Here is a 13,248-nt window from a genome sequence, read left to right on the forward strand (position 1 = left end):
TCATCGGTGGTCAACTCGGCATGCCCGCCTTGGGCTAGGTCCCGGCCGCCAGCGGTACCTTTCGCGTGCCGTGTTCGGCGGCGGGTCCGGTCCGGGTGTCGGCTCGGGCAGGGGTCCGCTGCACCGTCCAGCCGTACTCCGTGAGTCGCTGGGCCATACGGACGGCCGCGGCCGGTTCCACCACGAGTTCCACCAGCCCACTGCGCTCGCCGGGCGAATGGTCGATCGACATCTCTTCGATGTTGACGCCCAGCTCCGCCACGGTCGCCAGCAGACGGGCCAGCTCACCCGCCTCGTCACCGATGAGTACGTGCACGGGCGTGCAGTTGGACGGCTTCTCCCCGTGCTTGCCCGGCACCCGCTCGCGGCCTTTCTTGCCGCGGCCCAGCAGATCGGCGACGAGCATCATCCCTTCCGCGCGTTCGTCGGCGTTGTGGGTGGCCAGACCCCGCAGCGCCGCCACCGCCACGGTGAGGTCCACAGCGAGCTCCTGAAGGACATCGGCGACGGCCGTGGCGTTCGCGTCCAGGATGTCGCCCCACAGGCGCGGGTCGCCCCCGGCGATGCGGGTGACGTCCCGCAGCCCCTGGCCGGCGAGTCGCGACGCGTCGTCTGGCATGTGCTCCAGACGCGCTGCCATCAGGGAGGCGACGAGGTGCGGGGTGTGAGAGACCAGGGCGACCGCCTGGTCGTGCGCGCCGCTCTCCATGACCACCGGGACCGCCGCGCACAGCGCCACCACTTCCAGTGCCCGGTTCAGGGTGTCCGTCGCGGTGTCCGGGGTGGGGGTGAGTACCCAGGAGCGCCCCTCGAAGAGCGTGGCGGAAGCGGCGAGCGGACCGGACAGCTCTCGCCCTGCCATGGGGTGTCCGCCGATGTAGCAGGAGGGGTCGGCCATCGCCAGGACATCCCGCTCCGGCCCGGTCTTGACGCTGGCCACGTCGGTGTAGCTACGGGCCAGCCCGTTCGACTGCTGCGTGGCCAGCACCTCACCGACGCTGCCGGGCGGCACGGCCAGCACGGCGATGTCCGCCGGGGCGGCGGGCGGGCCGACGGTGCCCGCGCCGAGTGCGGCGGCGGTGCGGGCCGCCGACTCGTTCGTGTCGAGCAGGTGCACGCTCACACCTCTGCGGGTGAGGGCGAGGGCCACCGAGGTGCCGATCAGGCCGGTTCCCACGACCGCTGCCGTACGGATCATCGGGTTCCCCCGGGCGAGCCGGCGAGATCGGTGCGCAGCGCCGCAGCGCCACCCAGATAGACGTGGCGCACATCGCGCTTTCGCCGATCGGTCTCGGCGTGCACCAGGATCCGTACGACGCGCGGCAGTGCCCCGGCGATGCCAAGCTCCTGGGCGCACATGAGCGGGGTGTCGGTGAGGCCCAACTCGCGTGCGGCCACCGCCGGGAATTCGCTGCGCAGGTCGGGAGTGGCCGTGAGGATCACGCTGATGAGATCCTGCTGCTCCAGTTCATTGGCGTCGAGCATCTCTTTCAACAGACTCTTGGTGCTGTCCACCAGATGGCCTCTGTCATCTCGTTCGAGCTGGACCGCGCCACGTACTGCGCGCACTGTCATCTCACTCTCCAGATCGTCACTCTCCGGATCGGCGATTCTCAGTCCGCCGCCAGAACCTCGGTGGCGGGTCGCGGAAGGTCTCGTGTCACGATTCGGTCCTGGTACAGCTCGGCGACCTGGAAGGCTAGGTCCAGCGACTGATAGCGGTTGAGGCGCGGATCGCAGGCCGACTCGTAGCGGTGCGCGAGGTCGTCCAGGCGGATCTCGGCGCCGCCGCCCACGCATTCGGTGACGTCTTCTCCGGCCAGTTCGACATGGATGCCACCCGGGTGGGTGCCCAGCTCGCGGTGGGCTTCGAAGAAGCCCCTCACCTCGTCGAGCACGTCGTCGAACCGGCGTGTCTTGTGACCGCTGGGTGCGGTGAACGTGTTGCCGTGCATGGGATCGCAGATCCAGGCGATCTGAGCGCCGGACGCGGTGACCTTCTCCACGAGTACGGGCAGGACATCACGGACCCTGTCCGCTCCCATCCGGGTGATGAAGGACAGCCGGCCCGGCTCCCGTTCGGGGTCCAGGCGGTCGATGAGCGCCAGCGCCTCGTCCGCGGTGACGGTCGGCCCGAGCTTCACCGCGATGGGGTTGCGGACCTTCGAGGCGAACTCGATGTGTGCGCCGTCGAGTTGCCGGGTGCGTTCCCCGATCCAGATCATGTGACCTGAGACGTCGTACCACTGTCCGGTACGGGAATCCCTTCGGGTGAGGGCCGCTTCGTAGTCGAGAATCAGCGCCTCGTGGCTGGAGAAGAACTCGGTGGAGCGGAATTCACGCGGCTGTGCCCCGCACGCCTGGAGAAACGCGAGTGCCCTGTCGATCTCCCGGGCGAGGCGCTCGTACCGCTCGCCGACCGGCGAGCTGGCCACGAAGTCCTGGTTCCAGTCGTGCACCTGCCGCAGGTCGGCGTAGCCGCCCGTGGTGAAGGCCCGGACGATGTTCAGCGTGGCGGCGGAGGCGTGGTACATGCGCTTGAGGCGCTCGGGGTCGGGGGTACGGCTCTTCGCGGTGAATTCCAGGCCGTTGACGGCGTCGCCGCGGTAGACCGGGAGCTCCACCCCGTCGCGCCGCTCCGTGGGTTGCGAGCGTGGCTTGGAGTACTGGCCGGCGATGCGCCCGATCTTGACCACCGGTACGGAGGTGGCGTAGGTGAGCACCGCCGCCATCTGGAGCAGCGTCTTGACCTTGTCCTTGACCTGGTCGGCCGAGACGGCGTCGAAGGTTTCGGCACAGTCTCCGCCCTGGAGGAGAAAGGCGTCGCCGCGTGCCACCGACGCCAGCCGGGAGCGCAGTTGGTCGCATTCGCCTGCGAAGACGAGAGGGGGTGCGGTGGCGAGGTCGGACAGCACCGCGCCGAGGGCCTGCTCATCGGGCCAGGTCGGCTGCTGTGCGGCGGGCAGACCTCGCCAGGAGTACACCGGGGCATCTTGCTGAGCGTTCATGAGGTTCCTTCGTCTGTTTCACCTGGGCACGGGACCGCGGAGGGCTCTTACTCCTCGAGCAGGTCGGGCTGCTCGGCGACGATCTCGTCCCAGAGCAACTGGAAGCTGAACCAGCCGAGTTGGGCGTCGCCGAAGCCCTCGCCCGCCGCCATGGCCTGCTCGTGGGTGAACGTCTTCGGGGTACCGGCCGCATGGGCGAGCAGCTGGACCTGGGCGCAGCTGTCGTAGGTGAAGAACCAGTGCACGGCCTCGTCCAGCGATCCGCCCACCGTGATCAGGCCGTGGTGCCGCAGCAGGATGGCGCGGTTGTCGCCGAGCTTCTCCGCGATGTCGCGGCCCTGCTCGAGGGAGACGGAGGGCCCCTCGTACGCTTCGTACAGCGTCTGCCGTCCGTAGAAGGCGGCCGACTCCTGGTCGATGGGCTCCAGCAGCCGACCGAGGGCGCCGAGAGCACGGGAGTGTGCCGTGTGGCCGTGGGCCGCGGCGGTCGCCTCGGGCTGGAGTTCGTGGATCTGGGAGTGGATGACGAAGGCACTCGGGTTAACGCGGTGCTTCCCGTGCACCACGCGGCCCTCGGCGTCCACGCAGATCAGATCGGCCACACGGACGTGCTTGAAGGAGACGCCGAAGGGATTGACCCAGAACTGATCGGGATACTCCGGATCGCGCACGGATATGTGCCCGGAAATCCCTTCGCCGAAGCCGTACTTGCCGAACAGGCGGAGGGCCGCGGCCAGACGCTCCTTGCGGTGCCGTCTTGTCTCCTCCGGGCTGTTGAAGGCCGGCTCCCCGGGAATGGGCAGACCGGTCGCGGTGTCCGCGAGGAATTCCGCGCGGGGCTCGGTGGGCTTGTCGGTCATCGTGGTCATGGTGGCTACCTCTCTGTGGACGGGCCGTGAGCGGGCGATGGCGGACGTTCGGCTAGGCGGGCAGCAGCACGTCCGCGGAGTGTGCCGACTGCGCGGCGCCCGCGTGCTGGAGGATGGAGGCGAGGATGTCCTCGCTGCGGTCCACCAGGGATGGGATGCCGAAGGTGAAGAAGAGCGCCCCGGCGCCGATGTTGCCGAGTCCGTACAGGCGTGGATCCGCGGTGCCATTGGCGATGAGCCGGCTGGTCGCCCGGGCGAGGCGCAGCCCGCCGTGCGGGTGGCGGCCCGCGGCGCGACTGCGCGTAAGCGTGGTGACCAGCGGCAGCGCACCGGTGGGAATCCGGCCCTCCGAGGCGTTGACGGCGTTGACCACCTTGTCCGCGCCCAGCGCCGTCCCGTCCGCGGTGACCAGCTCGAAGCCGCCGCCGGAACGTGCCGCGACCTTGTGCAGGCCGGAGCGGATGTCCAGCTGGCCCGCGTCGACCAGTTCGAGCATCACGGACGCGCTGCTCGGCGGCATGGGGCAGCACAGGCTCATGATGGTCCGGTAGTGGGAACGAAGGAGCTCGGCCTGGTCCTCCTCCCTCAGCAACGGCCACACGTCGGGGCCGATGTCGGGCACCGCGCGCTGAAGGATGCGCAGTCCCGGGTCCGATGAGCCCACCGCGGCGAACTGACGTCGCAGGCGGTCCACCGGCTTCTCCTTGTCGAGGTGCGTGATCTCGGCGTACACCGCCTCGAGATCCGCGTCGGCGTCGCGCAGTTCGGCTTCCACGATCCCCGCGAAGTCCGCGAGGGAGATCTCACGCCGGCGACGCCCGAGGGACCGCATCCGTTCCTTGGTGAGATGGCGGGGCTCGAAGGTGATCGGGCGCTGCCGGACGCCGGGAAGCACACCCCGCCTGGACAGCAGGCTGATCCGTCCCTGATGGCCCTGAGCGGCGAGAGCAAGAATGATGTCGACCGCCGTGAGCCCGCTCCCGATGACGGCCACGTCCTCCCGCGCGCCGATCTGGCGGAGGTTGTGGGACATCGGGTACGGATCCGCTATGAACCCCGGTACGCCGGTGAGTCCATAGGCGTCCTTGGGACTGTCACCCCCCACGCACAGAACGACGTAGTCGAAAGCGCCAGCACTGCCGTTGCTGGTGCTCAGGAGCACCTGGTCGGAGGTCCGCCGGGCCGCAGTGACCGCTGTGCCGACGAGATCGACCCGCCAGCCCTTCCTGCGCAGTTCTCCCAGCGCCGCATAGGCCGACTGCTCCAGGTATTCGCCATAGACGGTCCGCGGTGCGAAACGCATCCCGGAATACGGGTCGATATTGTCGAAATCCTCGACGATACGCTCTCGGATCTCCAGCCAGCGTTCGAAGTGACCGAGGTCGCCCACGCGTACGGACATGTCGTCCGGCGGCGCGTTGACCTTGATGGTGTCGACGTCGACCTGATAGGCGCGGCCTCGCCATAAATTCGGTGACGGCTCGAACACCGTGATACTGCCCGACGGGCTCTGTACCTGGGCCAGTGCGTCGATGAGACAGACCGCGGACGCACCACCGCCGACCACACCGATCGATATTCCAGACATCTGTCAGCCACCTATCGATTCGATACGGTGAAATTTCCCGTGCAGGAATATGAGGGACGACCCGGCGTCGTTCACACCGGCTCCGACGACCTCACCGACGATCAGCAGGTGGTCGCCGGCCACCAGGTGGCTCCGGTACCGGCATTCCATCCAGGCCGCGGAGTCGAGAAGCAGTGCACCGGTCTGCGGGCCCGGCTCCGCGGGCAGGCTGTGCAGCGCCTTCCTGCGGTCCTCCGCAGGACGAGCGAAGATCCGGGCGAGGTCCTCCGCGGCGCCGTCCAAGATGGAAATCGCCCAGACCTGGGACTCCATCAAGTCGTCCAGAAACGTGGAATCACGGCGAATGCTCAGCGACACGAGCGGCGGGGACAATGAGAGAGAGGTCAGCGAGTTGATCGTCAGAGCATTGTGCCGGCGTATCGATTCCGCGTCGGAGAAAGTACTCACCACACACACGCCGGTGGCAAAATTGCGCATCACGGAACGCAGGTCGTCCTTCACGGCAACCGCCGGATGATTCGCCGCTGACAGCTCACCCATGACTGGTCCTCTCTGTCGAACGCCTCAGTGAAAATACGAAACCCGGTTCGATGTCAGAGACGGTACAGAGAAGCCGGGTGGCTGTTTTGCTGGGGCGCGCACAGAAATTAGCAGTCCTGCGAAGCCGCGCCGGGCGCCATCTGAGCGGATGCGCGACTGCTGAAACATACCGGCTTGCGTGTTCTAGTAGTACTTGGTCAGGTCGGTCGGTATCGGTTGTGGCATGTCGCGGTGACAGGTGGGGCAGGCGCCGGTCCAGACCGCGAGGAGTAGCTGTAGTTCGCGGGCGACCCGGTAGAGGCTCAGGCCGGCGCCGTCTCTTTTGGGGACCGAGTGATGCGCTGGAGGGTGCAGAAGGCGTGCGCGACGGAGACGAGGGTGACGTGGTGGTGCCAGCCTCTGAAGGTGCGGCCTTCGAAGTGCGCCAGGCCCAGGACCTGCTTCATCTCGCGGTAGTCGTGCTCGATGCGCCAGCGCAGTTTCGCGGTGCGCACCAGGGTGGCCAGCGGGGTGTCGGGTCTGGGCCAGCTCGGGGTAGGCGGGCTGGGCCCTCGGGCCGCGGCCTGCGTAGGGCGGGGTGTGCGGCTGGGCTTCTTCCGGCTGGGCGGTGGTCGTGGTGGAGATGCCGACCGCGTAGCTGAGTCCGCGTTCTTCCAGGCCGAGGCGGAAGGCTGCGGCATCGCCGTAGCCGCCGTCGGCGACGACGAGCGGGACATCGATACCCCACGACATCGTCTCGTCGATCATGTCCAGGGCCAGCTGCCATTTCTCGACATGGCCGATGTCTTCGGGGATGCCGCACGTGGTGCGGCGGGCCACTTTGGCCGGATCGGCCTTCGGTGAGGCGGGATCCCAGCTCTCGGGCACGAACAGCCGCCAGTCGACGGCGACCGACGCTGCGTCGGAGGCCAGGTGCAGCGAGACGCCGGCCTGGCAGTTGGTGACCTTGCCGGCGGTGCCGGTGTACTGCCGGGCCACGCAGGCCGAGGCATCCCCGTCCTTGAGGAAGCCGGTGTCGTCGACGATCAGAGCGGTCGGTTTGATCACCTGCTGCATCCGCCAGGCCAGGCGGGCCCGCACATGGGCCGCGTCCCACGGGCTGGTGGTGATGAAGTGGGCCAGGGCCTGCCGGTTGCCGTCCTCGCCCAGCCGGGCGGCCATCGGTTCCACCGACTTGCGCCGCCCGTCCAGCAGCAGACCCCGCAGATACACCTCGCCCCACCGGCGCTGATCCGCCCGCGCGAACGGCTCGAACATCTCCGCCGCGAAGTCCTCCAGATCACACCGGACCGCGACCAACTCCCCACCCAGCGCAACCGGTCAACGACACACCCAATCAAGGGGACACGCCACCGGCGCAGGAACCTGACCAGGCCCTACTAGGAGCTGGCCGCGCCGAGCAGGTCCTCTACTCGCAGTCGGCGGCAGTGCCCTGCGCGGCGGCCAGGGCCTCCGCCTCGGCCAGCACCCGCTCACCCCGCTCGGCGGTAAGGTCGAGTCGCGCCAGAACGCCGGGAACCGCGATGGTCGGCAGCAGCTGCGTGAGGAGCACCGACAGCCGCTCTGTCAGATCCCTGCGGTCGGTCAGCACATGGGACAACATCTGGATCCCGGAAAAGGCCCCGACCAGGAGTTCGGCCGTGGCCTCCAGATCGACGCACTGGTACAGCTCTCCGTGCTCACTCGCCTCGGTCAGACCGCGCAGGTTGTGCTCGATCCAGGCCAGGAACGGCCTGCGACGGTCCAGATGATGCGCTCCCCGCTCCAGCGACAGGCTGACACTGCCCTGGAGCATCCGGTCATGCATGAGGCGGTGCCCGAAGACGAACCCGGCGTCCGCCAGCTCCTGAAGCTTGAGCGGCCGCGGCACGATGGGGTAGGTTCCCGCGTCCACCTGTACTTCAAGGATCGCCTCGGCCAGGTCCTCCTTGGAGGAGAAGTGGAAGTAGAACGCCCCTTTGGTCAGCCCGGCCCGTGTGTAGACGTCAGAGATGGTCGCGCCGTCATATCCCCGCTCGGCGAAGACCGCCCCCGCCGCCTTGAGAATCAACTCGCGAGTCCTGACCGCACGTTCCTGCTGGGCCACCTGCACCATCTCCTCAGCGCACTGAAATCTTGAGACCATACCGCTAAGCACGTATCTTTCCCCAAGGGGGGATTGATGGCCCTTCCATGCCATGAGGAGGAGCCATGAACCGGACACCCGTGACCGACTGCCGACAGCCCACCGATCTCCTGCGGGGGTCCGGAGCCGAGGAGCCTGCCGACTCCGGGCCGACCGCAACGGTACCCAGAGAGCTGGTGCACCGGGCCCGCGCCGACGACGTTCTACTGACCGGCTGGAAGAGCCTGGGCGACGAACGCTTCTCCGTGACGGCGAACTGGCCGTACACCCATGAGTTCTACAACCCCGTGCACGGCAGACACGACCCCGTGCTGATCGTCGAGACGCTGCGCCAGGCCGCGATCCTGCTGTGCCACGCGGAATTCGCCGTCCCGCTCGAACACCACTTCCTCATGGGAGATCTCCACTACACCTCCCACCCCAAGCACCTCGAGGTGGCCGGCCCCCCGGCCGAGTTAACCCTGGACGTGGTCTGCTCCGACATACGACGTCGTGGTGACCGACTGTCAGCCACGAACTTCCGAATGACGGTCCGTAACGGCGCCCATACGGTGGCCACGGGCGGCGGCCACCTCACCATCTCCACCCCGCAGGCCTACCGACGGCTGCGGGGAGCGTCGTTCCCCCGCGAGTCGGCGGCGCCGACGATACCCGTCCTGCCTCAGCTCGTCGGGCGGACGGATCTGGCCCACGTCGTGCTGGCACCCACCCCCGCGCCGGGGCGCTGGCAGCTGCGCGCCGACGACAGGAACGCCACCCTGTTCGGCCGGGCGGTCGACCACTATCCGGGCATGATCCTGGTGGAGGCCGCGCACCAGGCCGCCACGGCCCTGCTCTCACCGGCACCCTTCTACCCCGCGTCGTTCACCATCGACTTCCACCGTTACGTGGAATTCGCCCCACCGTGCTGGATCGAAGCGCACACCGTCCCCACCATGGTCAGCGGCGCCACCTCGGTCCGGGTCACCGGCCACCAGGACGGCCAGCCCGTCTTCACCGCCTCGCTCACCGACGCGGGACAGTGATCCGGGTCACGGGTCCACGCGCCTCCGAGTCCGATCCATCTCACCTCTCTTGACGCCGGTTCGCACCGAGGTGCGGACCCAGGGAAGGAAGCCGGCATGACGCAGCCGACCGTACTGATCACCGGAGGTGCGGGATTCATCGGCCGACATGTGGTCCGGCGACTCCTCAGCACCGATCGCACCGCGCCCGACGTCTCCGTGCGGTTGCTGGTCCATGACCACGCGATCACGGTGCCGACCGGCGCACCGGCGGGGACCTTCCACGGCGACCTGCGCGATGCGGCCTCCCTTCGAGGCCTATGCGACGGGGTGGACACCCTCGTCCATCTCGCCGCACAGGTCGGCGGAGACATGGAGCGGTGCCGTGCCGTCAACGTCTGGGGCACGGAAGCGTTGCTGTCCGAGGCGGCCCGGGCCGGCGTCCAGCAAATCATCCACCTCAGCACGGCCGCGGTCTACGGCGACGGACCCCACCGGGGAGAGACGGAGACGATGCTCCGGGCCGCCCCGGTGTCGCCGACCAGCATCACGCGGCTCGCCGCGGAGGAGAGCGTGCTCTCGGCGGGCGGCCTCGTCCTGCGCCCGCACATGGTCTACGGGGAGGGGGACACCTGGGTGATCCCCTCCCTCGTGGCCATGCTGGGCCGCGTCCCGCATTGGGTGAACGGTGGCGACGCCCGGGTCTCCATGATCGCCGTCGACGATCTGGCCGACGCCATCGTGGCTCTGGCACTCCACGAGGCCCGCCTGCCATCGGGCCGGGTCCTGCACGCGAACCACCCCGCCCCGGTCCGGGTGCGGGACGTGATCACCACAGTGGCCCGAGCGTTGGACCTGCCGCTCCCACAGGGGAGCGTCTCGGACAGCCAGGCGCTCGACCTGCTCGGCGCCCCGAACGACCCCACCAGGGCGCGCAGGTTGTCGCTGCTCGCGGTCGACCACTGGTACGAGAGCTCGGCCCTGTGGAAGCTCACGGGTGCCGAGCCGGGACCGGGTTTCCCGGAGCGCTTCGCGTCGTACGCCACCTGGTACCGGGCCGCCGTGGCGGCCGCCGCAGCGGGCACGGCCGCTCGGTCGGCCAGCTGAGGCGTCAGACCGGGGCGGTCCGACGGTCCAGCAGGACCAGCAGGTCTCGATGTCCGTTGGAGATGAACGACTGCTGCGGCTCGGCATGCCGACCGGGCTGGGCGAGAGCCAGATCCGGGAAACGCGCGAACAGCGAGCGAAGGGCGATCGACGCCTCCACCCGGGCCAGCGGCGCGCCCAGGCAGTAGTGGACGCCGTAGCCGAAGGACAGGTGGTCCCGGCGGCCAGGCCTGGTGATGTCGAAGCGATCCGCAGTGTCACCGTGTCGCACCGGGTCCCGTCCCGCCGCGGCGTAGGAGATCATGATCGCGTCGCCTTTCGGGATCACGACATCGCCGAGATCGATGTCCTCGACGGCGTAGCGCAGGATCGAGTGAGCGCCCGGGGCTTCGTAGCGCAGCGTCTCCTCGATCACGTCGTCCCAGTCGGCCTCCCCGCGCTCTACGAGGCGGAGCTGCTCGGGGTGGCGCAGCAACGCGTGGACGGCGTGGTCGAGCAGGTTGACGGTGGTCTCGTATCCGGCCGTGAACAACAGGATGAGATTGTCCACCAGTTCCTTCTCGCTGAGGCGCGCACCGTCCTCGTCCCGCACCGCGATCAGGTCGCAGGTGAGGTCGTCACCTGGGCTCTCGCGCTTGTGTGCGAGGACCTCCGACATGGTGGCGTACAGGGCGTAGCCGTTGGCCTGTGCCTCCTCCGCGGACGCAGACGTACGGAAGAAGCCCTTGATGATCCCGTGGAGATCGGCGCGGTGCTCCTGGGGAATGCCGAAGAGCTCGCACATCACCTGGTTTGGCAGCGGATGCGCGAATCTCTCGCGCAGATCCAGCGGTTGCCCCGGTGGCTCGGCGGCCAGGGCGTCGAGGAGTTCGTCGGCGATCTGCTGGATACGCGGGCGGAGAGCGGCGACACGGCGCTGGGTGAAGGCTGTGGCAACCGGCTTTCGCAGACGGGTGTGGTCGGGGCCGTAGGCCGTCACCATGTTCTGGACGGACACCCATATGGCCAGGGGCCAGTCCTGGGATATGTCGCCGTTGATCCAGGCAGGCCAGTGCTGGTAGGCGTCCTTGGACACCCGCGGATCCAGGAGGAGACTGCGGATCAGGTCGCCGTCAGTGACCGACCAGGCCGTCACTCCGCCCGGGAGTTCCACCTGCGTTGCCGGTCCTCGGCTGCGTATCCGGGCGATCTCGCCATGGATGTCGCGCCCGCTGGCGTCGATGACAAAGGGGCACGCCCCGCTACGGTCCATCGGTCATCTCCAGGTCTCGCCGGGTCGGTCCCATCCGCCCGGGCAAGCAAACTCTGCCGGAGCGGATGGACTCCGGCACCATAGATTCGGGTTTGTGGGGAGGGCCGGAGTTCCATCCCCGTGCTGCACGACGGGTGGGGGGTGGAACGCCGGCCGGTCCATCGGAGGGCGGGGGTCTACCGGCTGACTGCCGCACCCGCCGCCCGGCGCCGGGACGAGGCGCGCAGCGCGGCGGCGAGCGTGAGCAGCATGGTGAGGACGGAGATGCCGGTGACGACATAGAGGCCGGAGTGGTAGCCGGACAGCGTCGCCGATGCTCCCTCCGCCTCTCCATCAGCCGACATGGTGGCGGTGACGATCGCGAGGACGATCGCCGCGCCCACCTGGTATCCCGTCTGGAGCACACCAGCCGCAAGGCCCTGCTCGGAGTCGTCCACGCCGGTGGTCGCCTGAACGTTGGCGGCGGGGAAGGAGAAGGGGAACGCCACGCCGATGAGCAGGATGCTCGGCAGGATCACCCAGAGGTACGAGGACGTCTCGTCGATGCGCAGGAAGAGCACGTACGAGGCGGTGTAGGCGACGAAGCCAGCGAAGATCATCCACTGGATACCGAACCGCGCGATCAGCTTTCCGGCCCGGGGAGCGATCGTCATGATGAGCAGACCGATGGGCAGGAAGGCCAGGGCCATCTTCATCGGCGACCAGTCACGCAGCGACTGGAGGTAGAGGCCGCCGATGAACTGGAAGCTCATGTAGGTGCCGAGGATCGCCGCGGCAACCAGGCTCGCTCCCACCAGGGCACGGTTGCGCAGCAGGCCCAGACGCAGCAGGGGCTGAGCCGCCCGGCGCTCGACGGCCACGAAGACGGCGAGCAGAACCACCGCGGCGGCGAACGTTCCCAGGGGCCGAGGGGAGGTCCAGCCCGAGTTGGGCGCCTCGACGATGCTGTAGACGAGAAGCAGCATCGCGGCGGTGACGGTGACGGCACCGGCGACATCGAACTTGCTTCCGCTCTTGTCCGCCCGAGGGTCACGCGGTACCAGCGCCAGCGCACCGCCGAACGCGATGAGCGCCACGACCACCGGGAGCAGGAAGGTCCAGCGCCAGCTGATCTCGGTGAGCGCGCCGCCGACGATGACGCCGGTGGAGTAGCCGACCGCACCGCAGGCGGTGTAGATGCCGACCGCGCGGTTGCGCTGCGGGCCCTCGGCGAAGTTGGTGATGATGATGGACAGACTGGCCGGGGCGGTGAACGCGGCACCGATGCCCATGATGAACCGGGCGACGATCACGACTAGCCCGTCATTGGTCACGCCGCCGACGAGAGACCCCACGGCGAAGACGGCCACACCTAGCAGGAACATGCGGCGCCGGCCCAGCAGGTCCGCCATACGTCCGCCGAGCAGCAGGAAACCGCCGAATCCAAGGACGTAGGAACTGACGACCCATTGCACGGACTCGGTGCTCATTCCCAGGTCCGACTGGATCGGCGGAACCGCGATACCGACCATGATGTTGTCGAGGGCGTCCAGGAAGAATGCCGCACAGACGCTGACGAGCAGGCCCCACTCGCGGAATCCCCAGGACTTGGTTCCGTCCGGTTTTCCTCCGCCTGTGGCTACTGCGTCGACTTCTACTTCGCTGGAAGTTGCCATTAACTGTCCTCATCTAGTCAATTGCCGGTCATTTACTGCTTCCGATGCCGGCGGCGCGGTCGATGAGCGGAGCTGCGCCCCGTGTCATCGACCGCTGTTC

Annotated in this window: 11 protein-coding genes and 1 pseudogene; 2 read left to right on the plus strand and 10 right to left on the minus strand. The window is 68.3% G+C overall.

Annotation, left to right across the window (positions count from 1 at the left end; translation table 11 throughout):
• Positions 1 to 34 precede the first annotated feature (34 nt).
• The 8 genes and pseudogenes from ACI2L1_RS37270 to ACI2L1_RS37305 form a co-directional block, all read right to left on the minus strand.
• Entirely contained in the window at positions 35 to 1,195 is a 1,161-nt protein-coding gene (locus ACI2L1_RS37270) for a prephenate dehydrogenase (RefSeq protein WP_404743910.1), read from the minus strand.
• The gene (gene aroH / locus ACI2L1_RS37275; RefSeq protein WP_404743866.1) at positions 1,195 to 1,575 is read right to left on the minus strand and encodes a chorismate mutase; all 381 of its coding nucleotides are present in this window, start codon (positions 1,573 to 1,575) and stop codon (positions 1,195 to 1,197) included. The genes ACI2L1_RS37270 and aroH overlap by 1 nt, the downstream gene beginning before the upstream one ends.
• Positions 1,576 to 1,613: 38 nt before the next feature.
• Positions 1,614 to 3,008 (minus strand): class II 3-deoxy-7-phosphoheptulonate synthase, encoded by a 1,395-nt coding sequence (locus tag ACI2L1_RS37280; RefSeq protein WP_404743867.1) that lies wholly within the window; start codon positions 3,006 to 3,008, stop codon positions 1,614 to 1,616.
• 47 nt (positions 3,009 to 3,055) lie between these two features.
• Positions 3,056 to 3,877: a class II aldolase/adducin family protein gene (locus ACI2L1_RS37285; protein ID WP_404743868.1), complete on the minus strand. Its 822-nt coding sequence runs from the start codon at positions 3,875 to 3,877 to the stop codon at positions 3,056 to 3,058.
• 52 nt (positions 3,878 to 3,929) lie between these two features.
• Complete coding sequence (locus tag ACI2L1_RS37290; protein ID WP_404743869.1) at positions 3,930 to 5,465, minus strand: FAD/NAD(P)-binding protein; 1,536 nt, start codon at positions 5,463 to 5,465, stop codon at positions 3,930 to 3,932.
• A gap of 3 nt (positions 5,466 to 5,468) precedes the next feature.
• The gene (locus tag ACI2L1_RS37295; RefSeq protein WP_404743870.1) at positions 5,469 to 6,005 is read right to left on the minus strand and encodes a flavin reductase family protein; all 537 of its coding nucleotides are present in this window, start codon (positions 6,003 to 6,005) and stop codon (positions 5,469 to 5,471) included.
• Between the two features lie 302 nt (positions 6,006 to 6,307).
• A pseudogene (locus tag ACI2L1_RS37300) lies at positions 6,308 to 7,262 on the minus strand (IS701 family transposase).
• Positions 7,263 to 7,413: 151 nt separating this feature from the next.
• Entirely contained in the window at positions 7,414 to 8,091 is a 678-nt protein-coding gene (locus tag ACI2L1_RS37305) for a ScbR family autoregulator-binding transcription factor (protein WP_404743871.1), read from the minus strand.
• A 104-nt stretch (positions 8,092 to 8,195) separates the two neighbouring features.
• On the opposite strand from ACI2L1_RS37305, the gene ACI2L1_RS37310 reads away from it, so the two are divergent.
• Together ACI2L1_RS37310 and ACI2L1_RS37315 are read left to right on the plus strand one after the other, a co-directional pair.
• Positions 8,196 to 9,155, plus strand: coding sequence for a ScbA/BarX family gamma-butyrolactone biosynthesis protein (locus tag ACI2L1_RS37310; protein WP_404743872.1), 960 nt, complete (start codon positions 8,196 to 8,198; stop codon positions 9,153 to 9,155).
• 96 nt (positions 9,156 to 9,251) lie between these two features.
• A complete protein-coding gene (locus ACI2L1_RS37315; RefSeq protein ID WP_404743873.1) occupies positions 9,252 to 10,241 on the plus strand; it encodes an NAD-dependent epimerase/dehydratase family protein in 990 nt (329 codons plus the stop codon).
• A 4-nt stretch (positions 10,242 to 10,245) separates the two neighbouring features.
• Here ACI2L1_RS37315 and ACI2L1_RS37320 read toward each other — a convergent pair whose 3' ends face one another.
• Both ACI2L1_RS37320 and ACI2L1_RS37325 read right to left on the minus strand, forming a co-directional pair.
• Complete coding sequence (locus tag ACI2L1_RS37320) at positions 10,246 to 11,493, minus strand: cytochrome P450 (protein ID WP_404743874.1); 1,248 nt, start codon at positions 11,491 to 11,493, stop codon at positions 10,246 to 10,248.
• 176 nt (positions 11,494 to 11,669) lie between these two features.
• Positions 11,670 to 13,148 carry an MFS transporter gene (locus tag ACI2L1_RS37325; RefSeq protein WP_404743875.1) on the minus strand — a complete coding sequence of 493 codons (1,479 nt, stop codon included), beginning with the start codon at positions 13,146 to 13,148 and terminating at the stop codon, positions 11,670 to 11,672.
• Positions 13,149 to 13,248: the final 100 nt, after the last annotated feature.

This window comes from Streptomyces sp. NPDC019531, from assembly GCF_044903305.1.
Lineage (GTDB): Bacteria > Actinomycetota > Actinomycetes > Streptomycetales > Streptomycetaceae > Streptomyces.